The 17,670-nt window shown below is 74.3% G+C and carries 3 protein-coding genes; 2 read left to right on the top strand and 1 reads right to left on the bottom strand.

All coding sequences use genetic code 11. The annotated features are described in order from the left end of the window. Positions 1 to 44: 44 nt before the first annotated feature. The gene (locus tag EER30_RS48155) at positions 45 to 16,616 is read left to right on the top strand and encodes a non-ribosomal peptide synthetase (protein WP_127506155.1); all 16,572 of its coding nucleotides are present in this window, start codon (positions 45 to 47) and stop codon (positions 16,614 to 16,616) included. Continuing rightward, complete coding sequence (locus tag EER30_RS37960) at positions 16,613 to 16,825, top strand: MbtH family protein (protein WP_127506153.1); 213 nt, start codon at positions 16,613 to 16,615, stop codon at positions 16,823 to 16,825. Before EER30_RS48155 ends, EER30_RS37960 begins: the two co-directional genes overlap by 4 nt. Before the next feature lie 142 nt (positions 16,826 to 16,967). Here EER30_RS37960 and EER30_RS37955 read toward each other — a convergent pair whose 3' ends face one another. After that, positions 16,968 to 17,660, bottom strand: coding sequence for a DUF4389 domain-containing protein (locus EER30_RS37955; protein ID WP_127506151.1), 693 nt, complete (start codon positions 17,658 to 17,660; stop codon positions 16,968 to 16,970). Positions 17,661 to 17,670 lie beyond the last annotated feature (10 nt).

The following is a 17,670-nucleotide window of genomic DNA, read 5'->3' as shown; positions in this document are numbered from 1 at the left end:
CGAACCACCAGATCACGTCACCCACTGAGGGGCGGTACTTCGCTGTGCCCGAAAGTCACCCGACCAGCGCCCACGAACTGACGTCGGACGACGCAGTCGCGACACCGTTGGCGACCTGGCCCGAACTCTTCGCGGCCCAGGTGCGCCTGCGGCCCGAGGCGGTGGCCGTGGTCTACGAGGACACCGCCCTGACGTACGCGGAGCTCGACGCGCGGGCCAACCGCCTGGCCCACGCGTTGATCGCCCGGGGCGCCGGACCGGAACGGGTGATCGGGCTCTGCCTGCCCCGCTCGGCCGACCTGATCGTGGCCGAGGTCGCGGTGCTCAAGACCGGCGGCGTCTACCTGCCGATCGATCCGGAGTACCCGGCCGAGCGGATCGCCTACCTGCTCGCCGACGCCGCTCCGACCTGCGTCATCACCACGACCGAGCTCGCGCCCGTCCTGGACTCGACGGCCACGGTGCTGCTCGACGATCAGGCGTTCGGTGACGAGCTGGCCGGCCGCCCGGCGACCGAGCCCGCGGTGGCGTCGACTCCGGCCGGCGCCGCGTACATCATCTACACCTCCGGCTCGACCGGGCGCCCGAAGGGTGTAGTCGTCTCGCACACCGGCGTCGCGAAACTGCTGGCCACGGCCGTCGAGCGGCTCGCGGTCGGCCCGCACAGCCGGGTCCTGCAGTTCGCGTCGCCGAGCTTCGACGTCGCGTTCTTCGACCTGTGCCTGGGCCTGCTCACCGGCGGCCGGCTGATCGTCGTGCCGGCCGACCGGCGGGTGCCCGGACCGGCCCTCACCGAGTACGCCCACGAGCACGGCGCGACCTTCATGATCCTTCCGCCCGCTCTGCTCGCCGCGATGCCGGCCGGCTGCGACCTCCCGGCCGGGGCGACGCTGCTGGCCGGCACCGAGCGGGTGTCGGCCGAACTCGTCGCCCGCTGGGCCCAGGGCCGGCCGATGTTCAACGCGTACGGGCCGACCGAGGTGACCGTCAACTCGACCCTGGGCCGCTGCGACCCGGCGACCCCGTCGGGCGCCACCGTGCCCATCGGTGTGGCCGACCCCGGCACCCGCTGCCACGTCCTCGACGCCGCGCTGCGCCCGACGCCGGTCGGCGGGGTCGGCGAGCTCTACCTCGGCGGACCCGGCCTGGCCCGCGGCTACCTGGGCCGCCCAGCGCTCACCTCGGAACGCTTCGTCGCCGACCCGTTCGGCCCGGCCGGCGGACGCCTCTACCGCACCGGCGACCTCGTGCGCCTGCGCGAGGACGGGCAGCTCGAGTTCGTCGGCCGCGCCGACAACCAGGTCAAGGTCCGCGGATACCGGATCGAGCCGGGCGAGATCGAGACGGTGATCGGCCAGCACCCGGCGGTCGCGCAGGTCGCCGTGGTCGCCCGCGAGGACCGGCTCGGCGATGTGCGGCTCGCCGCGTACGTCGTGCCCCGGCTGGACGGCCCGGCCGATGCCGGCGGCGCCGCCGCCGAGCAGGTCGGGCAATGGAAGCAGCTGCACGAACTGCTGTACACCGCGGGCCGCACCGAGTCGTTCGTGGAGAACTTCACCGGCTGGAACAGCACCTACGACGGGTTGCCGATCCCGGTCGAGCAGATGCGCGAGTGGCGAGCGGCCACCGTCGACGCGATCCTCGGGCTGCGTCCGCGCCGGGTGCTGGAGATCGGTGTCGGCAGCGGCCTGCTGCTCTCCCGCATCGCGCCACAGGTCGAGGCGTACTGGGGCACCGATCTGTCCGAGGAGGCCATTCACACCCTGCGCGGCCAGGTCGCCGGGGTGCCGGAGCTGGCGGGCCGGGTCGAGCTGTCGGCACGACCGGCCGACGAGGTCGACGGGCTCCCGACCGGCTACTTCGACACCATCGTGATCAACTCGGTGGCGCAATACTTCCCCGGCGTCGACTACCTCCTCGACGTGCTCGGCAAGGCCGTCGGCCTGCTGGCGTCGGGCGGATCGGTGTTCCTCGGTGACGTGCGGCACCTGCGTCTGCTTCCGGCGCTGCGGGCCGGCGTCGAGGCGCTGCGCCACCCGGACGGAGATCCGGCCGTCGCCTGGCCGGCGGTGCGACGCGCCGTGCTGTGGGAGGGGGAGCTGCTGGTCGACCCCGACCTGTTCACGGCCCTGCCCGGCGTCGCCGCCGCGGACGTGCGGGTCAAGCGGGGCAGGTTCCACAACGAACTGACCCGCTACCGCTACGACGTCGTGCTGCGCACCACCGCCACGCCGAGCACCGGACCGGACGACATCAGCGGGGACGAGCTGGCCGATCGGCTCGCGACCGACACCTCCGTCCCGGTGCGGGTCACCGGACTCCCCAACGCCCGGCTCACCGCCGATGTCGCCGTGCTGAACACCCTCGACCCCAGCCCGGACACCGCGCCCGCATGGCCCGCGGTCGACCCGGAAGACCTCTACCAGCTCGGGGAACGGCACGGCTGGCAGGTCGCGGTCACCTGGACCGCCGGCGCCCGCGACGGCCGGCTCGACGCCGTCTTCACCCCGCCCGGAGTGCAGCCCCCGCCGGCGTACCGGGCCGGGCGCACCGGAGCGGACCCGGCCCTCCACGCGAACCGCCCGGCGCCCTTCCGGGACACCAACGCCCTGATGACCGTGCTGCGCGCGCACGCCCGCAGCTGGCTGCCCGATTACATGGTGCCGTCCTCGTTCGTGCCGTTGGACCGCATCCCGATGACGACCGCCGGCAAGCTGGACCGCGCCGCTTTGCCCGCACCCGACTTCGCCGCGCTGACCACCGGTGGCGCCGCCCGGGACGCCCGTGAGGAGGTGCTCTGCGCGCTCTACGCCGAGGTGCTCGGCCTGCCCGAGGTCGGCGTGGACGACGACTTCTTCGCGCTCGGCGGCGACAGCATCGTGTCGATCCAGCTCGTGATCCGGGCCCGCCAGGCCGGGCTGGTCGTCACCCCGCGGCAGGTGTTCCAGCACCGCAGCGTCGCCGCGCTGGCCCCGGTCGTCACGACCACCGCCACCGACGTGATCGATGACCCGGACGCGGGCGTCGGCGAGATGCCGCTGCTGCCGATCATGGCCTGGCTGGACGAGTGCGGCGCCCGGTTCGACGCGTTCAACCAGTGGCTGCTGCTGCGCGTGCCGTCGGGCGCCGATCAGGACAGCCTGGCGCGCACGCTGCAAGCGGTCGCCGACCGGCACGACGCGCTGCGCTCCCGGCTCGTGCGAGCCACCGCCACCACCGCGGGACGGCTCGTGATCGCGCCGCGCGGCACCGTCGCGGCGGCAGAATGGCTGCACCGGATCGACGCGGCCGGTCTGTCGGAGACCCGGATCCGCGCGCTGGCCGACGACGCCGTGCGAGAGGCGGGCGCCCGGCTCGACCCCGAGGCCGGCGTCATGGTGCAGGCGGTCTGGCTCGACACCGGCGCCGGCCGTCCCGGATATCTGGTGCTGGCGGTCCATCACATCGTGGTCGACGGCGTCTCCTGGCGGATCCTGCTGCCCGACCTCGCCGAAGCCGGCGCCGCCGTCGCGGACGACCGGACCCCCGCGCTCGCACCGATCGGCACGCCGCTGCGGCGCTGGGCCGAGATCACCACGGCCGACGCGCACCGCCCCGACCGAATCGCCGAGCTGGCGCACTGGACCGGGCAGCTCACTTGCCCGGACCCGGCGTTCGGGAGCCGTTCGCTCGACCCGGTCGGCGATCTCGACACCGTCCGGCGGCTCACCCTGCGACTGCCCGCCGACCGCACCGCGGCGCTGCTGACCACGGTCCCGGCCGCGTTCCACGCCGGAGTCAACGACGTGCTGCTGACCGCCCTGGCGCTCGCGGTCACCGACTGGCGCCGCCGCCGGGGCATGGACACGCCCCCGACACTGCTCGCCCTCGAGGGGCACGGCCGCGAGGAGCAGATCGACCCCGAGGTACGCCTGTCGCGCACGCTCGGCTGGTTCACCAGCATCTTCCCCGTACGCCTCGACCTCGGCCCGACCGACGTCGCGGTGGCGCTGGCCGGCGGCCCGGACGCCGGCGCGGCCCTCAAGCGCGTCAAGGAGCAACTGAACGCGGTGCCGGACCACGGCCTCGGCTTCGGTCTGCTGCGCTACCTCAACCCCGAGACCGCAGCCGCCCTCGCCGCGCTGCCCGCCCCGCAGATCAGCTTCAACTACCTGGGCCGGTTCGCGGTCGCCACCAGCCAGGACTCCCCATGGACCCCGGTTCCCGGCGCCGGCGTGCTGGCCGGCGGATACGACGCCGAGATGCCCGTCGCGCCGTACACGCTGGAGGTCAACGCCTTCACCGAGGACTACCCGGACGGGCCGAGGCTCGGCGTGACCTGGGCCTACCCGGGCGCCCTGCTGGACGACGCGAGCGTGGCCGAGCTGGCCGAGGGCTGGTTCACCGCGCTCGGCGCGCTGGTCGAGCACGCGGCGGCGCCGGGCGCGGGCGGGCACACCCCGTCGGACTTCCCGCTCGTGCCGTTGCGGCAGGACGACGTCGACACGCTGACGGCCACCGCGCCGGGACTGGCCGACGTGCTCCCGGCGACCCCGCTGCAGCTCGGCTTCTATTTCCACGCCCACGCCGGTGACGCCGACGACCGGTACGAGGTGCAGCAGCTCGTCACCCTGGACGGGCCGGTGGACACCGACGCGCTGCGCCGGGCCGCCCAGGCCGTGCTGGACCGGCACGCCCCGCTGCGGGCCGGTTTCCAGGAGCTCGCCGACGGCCGGGTCGTGCAGTTCATCGTGGACGGCCCCGAACTTCCGTGGCGGGTGGTCGACGCGTCCACCGTGGACGTCGAGGCCGAGGAACGCGCCGCCGGGTTCGACCTCGCCGCCCCGCCCCTGCTGCGGTGCCTGCTGGTGCGGCACGCCGACGACCGGCACACGCTGGTCCTCACCCACCACCACATCGTCACCGACGGCTGGTCGGTGGCGGTGTTCCTGCGCGACCTGCTCGCCGCGTACACCGTGCACGGGGAACCGCCGAGGCTGACCGCGGTCACCCCCTACCGCCGCTACCTGGAATGGCTGGGCGGCCGCGACCAGCAGGCGGCCACCGACGCCTGGCGGCAGGCCCTGACCGGCCTCGACGGGCCGACCCTGCTCGCCGAGCCCGAGCCCGAGCCCGAGCCCGAGCCCGAGCCCGAGCCCGAGCCCGAGCCCGAGCCCGAGCCCGCGACCGGGACCGCGCCGGTCCGGCGGGTCACCGTCGAGCTGCCCGGCGCCGTCGCGACGGCACTGCCCCAGCGCGTCCGCGACCACGGAATCACCCTCGCCACCGCCCTGCACGGGGCCTGGGGCCTGCTCCTCGGCCGGCTGACCGGACGGCGGGACGTGACCTTCGGCAGCACCGTCTCGGGCCGGCAGGCCGACGTCGCCGGGATCGAGTCGATGATCGGTCTGTTCATCAACACCGTGCCGGTGCGGCTGCGGTGGCGCGCGGACGAGCCGTTCGCGACGCTGCTGCGGCGGCTGGCCGACGAGCAGGCGGCCCTGCTCGACCACCAGCACCTCGGGCTCGCGGCGATCCAGCGGCTGGCCGGGACCGGGGACCTGTTCGACTCGCTGGTCGTCCTGGAGAACTACCCCGACCACAGCGGTCTGCGGGATCCCAGCGGCTCGGTGCGTGTCGCCGGCGTGGAGTTCCGCGAGGCCACCCACTACGCGGTCAGCCTGCTCGTCGCGCCCGGGCCCCGGCTCGGGCTCACCCTCGAGTACGACCCCGCCCGCATCGCGCCGGCCACCGTCGAGCGGATGCGGGCCGGGCTGGCCCGGCTGCTCACCGCCCTCGCCGACGCGCCGACCGGCGCGGTCGGACGGGTCGCCCTGCACGACGCCACCGTGCCCGCGCTGACCGGGACGCGGTTCGACGTACCGGAAACGACTCTGCCCGCGGCGATCGCCGCGCAGGCCGCACGGACCCCCGACGCGGTCGCCGTGCTGGCCGGCGAGCGCAGCCTGACCTACCGCGAGCTGGACGACCGGGCCGCCGAGCTGGCCGCCCGGCTGGGAGCTCGCGGCGCCGGAGCCGAGCAGATCGTGGCCGTGGCGGTGCCGCGCCGCGCGGAGCTGGTCGTCGCGCTGACCGGTGTGCTCCGGTCCGGCGCCGCCTATCTGCCGCTCGACCCCGCCCATCCCGACGACCGTCTCGCCGCGCTGCTCGACGACTCCGGGGCGCGGATCGTCGTGACGACCGCCGACCTGGTCGCCCGTCTTCCGCGACGCGAGGGACTGTCGTATGTGCTGGTCGGGGACCGGCCGGTCGCGGGCCCGGCGCCGGCGCCGGTCGCCGTGTCGCCGGAGCACGCCGCCTACCTGATCTACACGTCCGGCTCGACCGGGCGTCCCAAGGGTGTGGTCGTCAGCCACCGGGCGATCGTCAGCCAGCTGGAGTGGTCGCAGCGGCAGTTCCGGCTCGGTGGCGACGACCGCATGCTGCAGCTCGCCCCGGTCGGCTTCGACGTCTCGGTTTGGGAGATCTTCTGGCCCCTGTACGCCGGGGCCGCAGTGGTCCTCCCGCCGCCGGATGCCGCCCAGGACCCGGCCGACCTGGCCGCGCTGATCCGGCGCCACCGGGTCACCGCGATCACGCTGGTGCCGTCCCTGGTCTCCGGTTTCCTGCTGTCCGACCAGGTGCGCGACGACCCGAGCTGGGCGGCCACGCTGCGCTGGGTGTCCTGCGGAGGGGAGGCGCTCCCCGGCGACCTCGCCCGGCGGTGGCACGCAGCCACGGGCACCCGGCTCGACAACTTCTACGGTCCGACCGAGACCGCTGTGCAGGTCACCTGGTGGCCGAACGACGGCGAGCACGGCTCGGCCGTACCGATCGGCGGACCGGTCGGCAACACCAGCCTCTATGTGCTGGACGAGTGCCTCCAGCCGGTGCCCGAGGACGTCGCCGGCGAGCTGTACGTCGCCGGCGAACAACTGGCCCGCGCCTATCACGACGCGCCCGGCTCCACGGCGCAGCGGCTCGTCGCCGACCCGTTCGGCGCGCCCGGGACGAGGATGTACCGCACGGGCGACCTCGTCCGCCGCGACCGCGACGGCACACTGACGTACCTCGGTCGTGCCGACGACGAGATCAAGGTGCGCGGCGCCCGGATCGACCCGGCCGAGATCGAGTCCTGGCTGGCCGCCCAGCCGGGTGTGGCTCAGGCGGCGGTCGCGGTGAAGGTCACCGGTGCGGGCGCCACCCGGCTGGTCGGCGGGGTCGTGCCCACCCCCGGGGCGCCCACGCCCGACACCGCGGCCCTGATCGCCGCGGCCCGCGCCGCGCTGCCCGCGGCCCTCGTCCCGTCCGAGGTGATCGTCCTCGACGCGCTGCCGCTCACCCCGAACGGCAAGGTCGACCGGGCCGCGATCACCCGCGGGCCGGCGACCGGTGGCGTCCCGGCCGCGCCGGCCGCCGCCGTCCGGCCGGTCGACCCCCGCGAACAGGCGATCGCCGAGGTCTTCGCCGCCGTTCTCGGCCTGCCTCGGGTGGACGCGGACGGGGATTTCTTCGCCCTCGGCGGGGACAGCATCCTCTCCATCACCGTCTCGAGCCGGGCCCGTCGCCTCGGCCTGCCCATCGCGCCGCGCGACGTGCTCACCCTGCGCACACCCCGGGCGCTGGCGGCCAACGCCGCCCCGGCGCCGGTCCCGCAGGCTCCGGCCGACTCCGACGGCGTCGGCGACGTGCCCCTGCTGCCGATCGTGCACTGGCTGCGCGACACCGGGGCGCCCATCGACCGGTTCACCCTGCCCGTGCTGCTGACCGTGCCCGGAACAACCGACCTGCCCGCACTGACGGCCGTCCTGCAAGCCGTCCTCGACCGCCACGACGGTCTGCGGCTGCGACTGCGTCGGATCGCGTCGGTGCTGTGGAGCCTCGAGACCACACCGGCCGGGACGGTTGCCGCCGGCGACCTGATCCGCCGCGTCGACGTGTCGGCGCTGGCCGAGGACGGGCTCGCCGACGTCGTCGCCACGGAGACGGCCGCGGCCACCGACCGGCTCGACCCCGACGAGGGGCGGATGCTGCAGGCCGTCTGGTTCGACGCGGGCGACCGGCCGGGCCGGCTGCTGCTCGCCGCCCACCATCTCGCGGTGGACGGCGTGTCCTGGCGGATCCTGCTCGACGACCTCGCGGTGGCCGCCGCCGGAACTCCGCTGCCCGCCGTCGGCACGTCGCTGCGCCGGTACGCCGAGGCCGTGGAGGCCCAGGCCCAGGCGCCGCATCGGCTCGCCGAGCTGGAGCACTGGATCCGGGTGCTCGCCCCGGGCGCGGAACTGCTGCCCGGCCAGGTGACCGGTCCGGCCGCCGTGGCCCGCCGGCACACCAGCCGGCTCACCGTCACCGAGACCCGCGCCTTGCTCGCCGCCGCCCCCGCGGAGATCACCGCGGTCCTGCTCGCGGCCCTGCACCGCGGCGTCCACGGGTGGCGACGTGCCACCGGCCGCGACGAGGGCGCCGACCTGCTGGTCGAGATCGAACGGCACGGCCGCGAGGAGATCGAGCCCGGTCTCGACCTCGCCCGTACGGTCGGCTGGCTCACCGCCGTCCAGCCGGTCCGACTGTCCGGCGCCGACGGCGACCTGGCCACCCTGGCCGCCCGCACCGGCGACCTGCTGCGGGCCGCGCCCGACGGTGGTCTCGGGTACGGCCTGCTGCGCCACCTGAACGCCCAGACCGCCCCGATCCTGGCCCGCCTCGCCGCGCCGCAGGTGCTGTTCAACTACTACGGCCGGTTCCCCGCCGGCACCGGCGAACCGTGGACGCCGGCCGGCGACGAGCTGGTCACCGAGGTCAACGGCGGACTGGCGCCGGCCCACCTGCTGCAGGTCGACGTCGTGTGCGCCGAGACCGACCGCGGCCCGCAGCTCGTCGCCACCTGGACCTGGCCGGACGGGCACCTCACCGAGGACGAGATCGCCGCCGTCGCCGACGGCTGGGCCGCCACCCTTCGTGAACTGGCCGGCGCCGGCGCTCCCACGCTGCTCGCGCTCTCACCGGACGAGGTCGCCCACGTCCGCGAGGTCAGCCCGGCACCGGTCAGCGACATCTGGCCGCTGTCGCCGCTGCAGGAGGGCCTGTACTTCCACGCGAGCTACGACACTGGCGCCCTCGACGTCTACACCGGCCAGGACGCCTTCGACCTGGCCTACCGGGTCGACGTCGAGCGGCTGTGCCGCGCCGGGGCCGCGCTGCTGGCCCGCAACGACGGGATGCGCGCCGGGTTCACCAGCAACGGGCTGAGCCGTCCGGCGCAGTTCGTCGCCGACGGCCTCGCGCTGCCGGTGACCGAGGTCGACCTGAGCGGCCTCGACGACCAGGCGTGTGCCGCGGCGCTCACCGAGGTGATGGCGGCCGACCGCGCCCGCCAGTTCGACCTCGCGGACCCGCCGCTGTGCCGGCTCACCCTGATCCGGCTGCCCGGCGGCCGGGACCGGCTCGTGGTCAGCCACCACCTGATCCTCTGGGACGGCTGGTCCGAGGAGCTGTTCGTCGAGCAGCTGTTCACGCTCTACGAACGCGACGGCGACGACACCGGACTGCCGCCCGCCGGCTCCTACCGGGACCACCTGGCCTGGCTCGCCGGGCAGGAGACCGGTGCCGCGATCGAGCAGTGGCGTGCCGCGCTGGCCGGGCTCACCGAGCCGACGATGGTCGGACCGGCCGACCGCAGCCTCGCCCCCGCGCTGCCCGACCGGCAGACGATCGAGCTGCCGGCGGCGCTGGGCGACCGGCTGCGCGACGCCGCCCGCTCGCACGGACTGACCCTCAACACCGTGTTCAGCACGGCCTGGGGTCTCGTGCTCGGCGGCCTGATGGGACGCGGCGACGTCGTCTTCGGCATGACGGTCGCCGGACGCCACGGCGACGTCCCCCTGGTCGACAGCATCATCGGGCTGTTCCTCAACACCGTGCCCCTGCGGGTGGCGCCCGATCCCCGCGAGTCCGTGCTCGACCTGCTGCTGCGCGTACGGGACCAGCGCCTCACGCTGATGGACTACGACCACCTCGGCCTGGCCGACATCCAGCGGGCGGCCGGGCACCCCCAGCTGTTCGACACCCTCTACGTGATGCAGAACTTCGTCGACGAGACCGAGTCGGCCGACCTGCAGAGCCGGCACGGCATCGAGGCCGTCGAGGGCGTGGACGCCACCCACTACCCGCTGACCCTGGTCGTCACCCCGGGCACCCGGTTCCGGCTGGCCCTCGACCACCGGCCCGAGGTCGTCGACAGCGCGACCGCACGGGCCCTGCTCGACCGTCTCGCCGACGTCCTCGACCGGATCGCGGCCGGCCCGCGGCGGCCGGTCGGGTCGCTCGACCTGCTCACCGCCGACGACCGGCGGGCCCTGCGCGACGACTGGGACAGCACGCGGAACCCGGTCGGCGCCGACACCGTCGCGGACCTGCTCGCCGACCAGGCCGCGCGGACCCCCGACGCGGTCGCGCTGGTGGCGGGCGAGCAGCGGCTCACCTACGCCCAGTTCGACGAGCGGGTCAACCGGATCGCGCGGCTGTTGCTGGCCCGCGGCGCCGGGCCGGAGACCGTGGTGGCGCTGGCGTTGCCGCGGAGCCTGGACATGGTGGCGGCACTGTTCGCGGTGCTGCGTACCGGTGCTGCCTACCTGCCGCTCGAACTGGACCTGCCGGCGGAACGGCTCGGCCTGCTGCTCGCCGACACCGAGCCGATGTGTGTGCTCACCGTCGGCTCCGCGGCCAGGCTGCTGCCGACGTCGTCCGTGCCGGCGGTGGTGCTGGACGCGGCCGAGGTGGTCGCGGAACTTGACGAGCTGGCCGGGGGCCCGCTCGCGGCCGACGAGACACCCATGTTCCTGCGCGGCGACCGGCGGCGTCTCGACCACCCGGCGTACATCATCTACACCTCCGGGTCGACCGGCCGGCCCAAGGGCGTCGTCACCCCGTACCGGGGCCTGACCAACATGCAGCTCAACCACCGCGAGGCGATCTTTGGCCCGGTGGTCGCGGCGGCCGGGCGGCGGCTGCGCATCGCGCACACCGTCTCGTTCGCCTTCGACATGTCCTGGGAAGAGCTGCTCTGGCTCGTCGAGGGCCACGAGGTGCACGTCTGCGACGAGCAGTTGCGCCGGGACGCGGCCGGGCTGGTCGCCTACTGCGACACCCACCGCATCGACGTCGTCAACGTGACGCCGACCTACGCCCACCACCTCATCGAGCAGGGCCTGCTCGAGACCGGTCCCGGCCGGCACCGGCCGCCGCTCGTGCTGCTCGGCGGGGAGGCCGTACCCGAGCAGGTCTGGACGACGCTGCGCGACACCGACGGTGTGACCGGTTACAACCTGTACGGCCCGACCGAGTACACGATCAACACCCTGGGCGGGGGGACCGAGGACAGCGCGACCCCGACGGTCGGCACCGCGATCTGGAACACCCGGGCCTACATCCTCGACCCGTTCCTGCGGCCGGCCGCCCCCGGAGCGCCGGGCGAGCTGTACATCGGCGGGATCGGCCTGGCCCGCGGCTATCACCGGCAGGCCGGACTGAGCGCGGAGCGGTTCGTCGCCGACCCGTACGGCGAGCCGGGGGAGCGGATGTACCGCACCGGGGACCTCGTCCGCCGTCGCCCGGACGGCAACCTGGACTTCCTCGGCCGCACCGACGACCAGGTGAAGATCCGCGGCTACCGGGTCGAACTGGGCGAGGTGGAGTCGGCGATCGCCGGGCACCCGCTGGTGACGCACGCCGCCGTGGTGGTCGACACCGCGAAGCGTCTGGCCGGCTATCTCGTCCGCGGCCCGGGGTGGAGCCCGTCCGAGGACGACGCCGTGCTGCGGCAGGTGCGCACCCATCTGAAGGAGCGCCTGCCGGACTACATGGTGCCCGCCGCCCTCGTCGCGGTGGACAGGCTGCCGCTCACCGTCAACGGCAAGCTCGACGTCCGGGCACTGCCGGCCGCGACCGTGCAGACCTCGGCGGCCACCCGGCCGCCCGAGACTCCGGCCCAGGCCGCGCTCTGCGAGATCTACGCCGACCTGCTGGGTGTGCCGGCGGTCGGCATCGACGACAGCTTCTTCGAGCTCGGCGGGCATTCGCTGCTGGCGATCCGGCTGGTCAGCCGGGCCCGTACGGTGCTGGGGGCGGAGCTGTCCTTGCGCGACCTGTTCGAGGCGCCGATCGTCGCCGAACTGGTCTCCCGGGTAACCCAGGCCGCCGGTTCCCGTCCGGTGCTGCGGCCCGCGGTTCGGCCGGAGCGGCTGCCGTTGTCGTTCGCGCAGCGCCGCCTCTGGTTCCTCGACCGGATGCAGGGCCCGTCGGCGGCCTACAACTTCCCCCTGACGCTGCGGCTGCGCGGCCCGCTGGACGTCGCCCTCCTGCACGACGCGCTGCACGCGGTCGTCGGCCGGCACGAGGTGCTGCGTACCGTCATCGAGTCGGCGGACGGGGAGCCGTACCAGCGGATTCTGCCGGTCGACCAGGCCCGCCCGCCGCTGGAGGTGCTGGACGACGCCGACGTGGCCGACGTGGCCGGCCGCCCGTTCGACCTGAGCACCGACCTGCCGCTGCGGGCGACGGTCATCCGGGCCGGACACGACGAGCACGTGCTGGTCCTGCTGCTGCATCACATCGTCACCGACGAGTGGTCGGACGCGCCGTTCCTGGCCGACCTGTCCACCGCGTACGCGGCCTCGCGCGAAGGACGGGAACCGGACTGGGCGCCGCTGCCGGTCCAGTACGCCGACTACGCCCTGTGGCATCGTGCGCTGCTCGACCAGGTCGCCGAGGAGCAGCACACCTTCTGGCGCACCACCCTGGACGGCGCGCCGGAGGAGCTGTCGCTGCCGTTCGACCGGCCCCGACCGGCCGAGGCGGGCGTGGCCGGCGACGAGGTGAGCGTCGAGTTGCCCGCCGACGTGGTCCGCGGTCTGCGCCGGCTCGCGGCCGACGCCGGCGCCAGCCCGTTCATGGTCGCGCACGCGCTGACCGCGGCGCTGCTGCACCGCATCGGGGCGGGCGACGACATCGCGCTGGGCGCGCCGATCGCCGGGCGCACCGAGGAGAGCCTGCACGACCTCGTCGGGTTCTTCGTGAACACCCTGGTGCTGCGGACCGACCTGAGCGGGGAGCCGAGCTTCGCCGACCTGCTGGCCCGCGTCCGCGACGGCGACCTGGCCGCGTTCTCGCACCAGGACGTGCCCTTCGAGTCGGTCGTGGAGGTGGTCAACCCGCCGAGGTCGCTGTCGCGCCATCCGCTGTTCCAGGTGATGGTCGTGCACCGCAACCACGTGGCCGACGCCTTCGCGCTCGCCGGGCTCGAGGTCTCCGACGAGCCGCTGAACGCCGGCACGGCCCGTTTCGACCTGGTGGTCGAGCTGGCCGAGCGGGGCGGCGACGCGGTGACGTGCCGCCTGACCTACCGGACCGAGCTGTTCGACCGGTCGACGGTGGAGTTGCTGGCCCGCCGCCTGGTCGCGCTCGCGTCCGCCGCGGTTGCCACGCCGGCTGTCCCGCTGGGCTCGCTCGACGTGCTGGTCGACGACGAACGGCGCCGGGTCCTACGCGAGTTCAACACCACCGCCCGTACGGTCGAGGAAGTGAGCCTTTCCGCCGCGTTCGCGGCCCGGGTCGCCGAGCGGCCCGACGCGCTCGCCGTGGTCGACGGCGACCGCACGCTGACCTACGCCGAGCTCGCCGACCGGGCCCACCGGCTCGCCGGAGTGCTGGCCGCCCGCGGGGTACGGCACGAAAACGTCGTCGCGGTGGCCACTCCCCGGTCGCTCGAAACGATCGTGGCGGTGCTCGCCGTGCTGGAGGTCGGCGCCGCGTTCCTGCCACTCGACCTGCAGCACCCGGCCGACCGGCTGGCGTTCATGCTCACCGACTCGGGCACCCGGCACGTGCTCACCACCGAAGCGGTGGCCTGCGCGCTGCCCACGGTCGACGGGGTCGCCCGGGTGCTGGTGGACTCCGACGAGCCGGTTGCCCCGTTCCCGGCGGCGCCGGAGAGCCTCGACCACGCCGCGTACGTCATCTACACCTCCGGCTCCACCGGCCGGGCCAAGGGCGTCACGGTCACCCACGAGGGGATCGGCAGCCTGGTCGCCACCGCCGTCGACCCGATGGGGGTGACCGCGGCCAGCGGGATCCTGCAGTTCGCCTCGATCGGCTTCGACGTGTTCGCGTTCGAGCTGGCGATGTCGATGTGCACCGGGGCGCGGCTGGTGATCGCCCCCGACGAGGCGCGGACGCCCGGGCCCGCGTTGACCGAGCTGCTGACCAAACACGAGGTCAGCCACGCGATCCTGCCGCCGTCGCTGGTGGCCGCGCTGCCGCCGGGGTGCGAGCTGCCGGCCGGGCTCACCGTGCTAGTCGGCACCGAGCAGGTGCCGCCCGAGGTCATCGCGCGCTGGGCGGCCACGCTGCGGCTGTTCGTGGCGTACGGCCTGACCGAGGCGACGGTGAACTCGACGCTGTGGCGGGCCGAGCCGGACTGGACCGGTGCGGTGCCGATCGGCCGGCCCGACCCGAACACCGTGGCCTACGTCCTCGACCGCCGCCTGCGCCCGGTGCCGCCCGGCGCGGTCGGCGAGCTCTACATCGCGGGTCGGGGCCTGGCCCGGGGCTACCTCGGCCGGCCCGAGCTGACCGCGCAGCGGTTCGTCGCCGACCCGTACGGTCCGCCCGGCGCACGCATGTACCGCACCGGTGACCGGGCGCGATGGCGCGCCGACGGCCTGATCGACTTCCTCGGACGGGTCGACGACCAGGTCAAGATCCGCGGCCACCGGATCGAGCCGGCCGAGGTCGAGACCGCGCTCGCCGCCCACCCGGACGTCGCGCAGGCGGTCGTCGTCGTGGACGGGTCCGGCGACTCGACGCGCCTGGTCGGCTACGTCGTCGCGGCGGCCGGCACCGTCGACCCGGCCGCGGTGCGCGCCGACCTGGCCGCCCGCCTGCCCAGCTATCTGGTTCCGGCGCTGGTCGTGGCCGTGGAGGGCGGGTTGCCGCGCACCCCGAACGGCAAGGTCGACCGGCGGAGGCTGCCCGCTCCGGACTGGACGGCGCTGGTCGGTGACGCGGCGCCGATCACCGAGGCGCAGACGCGGCTGGCCGAGCTGTTCGCCGAGATTCTCGGGCTGCCCAGGGTGGGCGTGCACGACAACTTCTTCGCCCTCGGCGGGCACTCGATGTCGTGCATGCGGCTGATCGGCCGCGTGCGGTCCGCGCTCGGCGCCGACCTGACGGTCCGGGACGTCTTCGACACGCCGACCGTGGCCGGCCTGGCCCGGCTGGTGGACCGGCCGGCGGCTGACCGGCCCGAGCTGGCCGCGCGCCCGGCCGGGCCGGAAGCCGACCGCCGGGGTGCGCCGGTGCAGCGGTATCTGTGGCGGGCGCACGAGGCGACGGCACCGCACGGCGGCTGGGATCTCGCTTTCGCGATCAGTGGCGACGGCCTGGACGGTGACGCCTTCGCGGCGGCCTTTGACGACGTGGTCGAACGGCACGCGCCGCTGCGCACCGGATACCGCTGGGCCGACGGAGACCTGTGGCGCGTGGACGTGGACCGGCCGGTGCTGGAACGCACGGCCGCGACCGGCGGTTCGCTGGACGAGCTGCTCGACACGCTCAGCCGGGAACCGGTCGATGTCGCCGGGCGGGCACCGCTGCGGGCACGGCTGCTCACCGACGGCTCCGGCGCGCAGGAGGTGCTGCTGACGCTGCATCACCTCGCGGTCGACGAATGGTCGGTGGTGCCGCTGATCCGCGATCTGGCCACCGCGTACGAGGCCCGGCTTGCCGGCCGGGAACCGGAGTGGACGCCGCTGCCGGTCGACTACGCCGACTACACGCGATGGCAGTACGCGCTGCTCGGCGACCCCGCCGATCCGGCCGGTCGGCGAGCCCGTCAGCTCGGCCAGTGGCGCTCGACCCTGGCCGGGATGCCCAGCCGGGTCGACCTGCCCGGAGCACGGCCGCGGCCGGCCGAGGCGACCCACCGCGCCGGTCTGGTCCCGATCGTGCTCGACGTGGCGACCCACCGCGCCGTGGACGAGCTGGCCCGGCGTACCGGCACCAGCATGTTCATGATCTTCCACGCCGCGATGGCGGCCCTGCTGACCGGCTCGGGCGCCGGGACCGACCTGCCCATCGGCGCGCTGGTCGCCGGCCGGGCCGAACCGGTCCTCGCCGACCTCGTGGGCAGTTTCCTCAACACGGTGGTGCTGCGCACCGACACCGCCGGGAACCCCACGTTCGCCGAGTTGCTGGGCCGGGTGCGGGAGACCGATCTCGGGGCGCTGGACCGGCAGGACCTGCCGTTCGACGCGCTGCTGGCCGAGGTGGACGGGCTGACGCCGCCACCCGTGATGATCGTGCACCACGAGGAGGCCCGGCTGGCGCCGCTCGGCGGTGACAGCGTCCGGATCGCGTCGCTGACCACCGGGGCGCTCCGCGCCGACCTGACGCTGAGCTTCTACGAACCGGCCGGCGACCGCCCGGTCCACTGCGACGTGGAGTACGACGCCGACCTGTTCGACCACGCGAGCGCGGCCGCGTTCGGCGAGCGGTTCCGGCGTCTGCTGACGGCGGCCGTGGCCGACCCCGATCGACCCCTGACCGACCTGATCGACGATGTGGAGAGGACGACCCGATGACCAACCCGTTCGAGGACCCCGACGGCCGCTACCTGGTGCTGACCAACGACGAGGACCAGCACTCGCTGTGGCCCTCCTTCGTCGACGTGCCGGCCGGCTGGACGGTCGTGTTCGGCGAGGAGTCGCGCGCCGCGTGCCTCGACTACGTGGAGCGCACCTGGACCGACCTGCGCCCCCGGTCGCTGCGGGAGTGGATGAGCACGACCTGAGCCGTCCCAGCTCTCGGGTCGGTGGTCCGCCCGGGCGCGCCACACCGCCGCGTAGTGGCCGTCCGGGCGGGTCGGCAGTTCGGCGTGGGTGCCGGTCTCCAGGATCCGCCCGGCGGTGGACCGGAGAGGACACCGCTTTCGGTCAGCGTGCCGGGACGATGAGCGGCTCGCCCGGGTCGGTGCCGCCGGTGTCCAGCCGGAACGGCGGATAGGCGTCGGTCATCAAGGACGTGTACGCGGCGACCCGCAGCACCCACCGGTTCAGGCCCAGGATCAGGTTGTAGAGACCGTCGGGATAGCGGCCCGTCACCGTCAGGATGATCGCGGCGATGAGGACCAGGAGTCCGATGAGGCCGTTGCTGGCCCACGTGTAGTTCTGCGTGTCGTCACGGGTGGCGAGCCACGTGCCGCCGCCGGCGAAGAACGCGACGATCAGGTAGTGCGGGATGGCGAGCAGCCACCACTTGACCAGGACCAGCCCGCGGGAGAGGTGTTCGGGGTAGGGCACGTGCAGTTGGGCGGGGTAGTCGGGCACCTCGGCCAGGGTGAACGGCGGGTACCGGTCGGTGCCCAGGGCGCTGTAGGCGTAGTAGTTGACACGCCAGGTCCAGCGCATCACCCCGAGGTTGAAGTTGAACACAGGCCGGGGGTATCTACCGGTGAACAGGATCGCGAAGAACGCCACCACGGACAGGGCGATGAACGCGATCCACAGGAAGACGAGCGCGATGTAGTGCGGGATGATCAGGATCCATTTGACCAGCCACAGCCAACGTGACAGGTGGGGGTCCATGCGCGCGTTCACGCGTACGGGATAGCTCGTTGTCGCGGTCATGACGGTTCAC

Origin of the sequence: Actinoplanes solisilvae (assembly GCF_003999975.1) — a bacterium.
Taxonomy (GTDB): Bacteria; Actinomycetota; Actinomycetes; order Mycobacteriales; family Micromonosporaceae; genus Actinoplanes; species Actinoplanes solisilvae.
The sequence above is the reverse complement of the archived record's forward strand: the minus strand, read 5'-3'. Positions and strand labels throughout refer to the sequence as shown.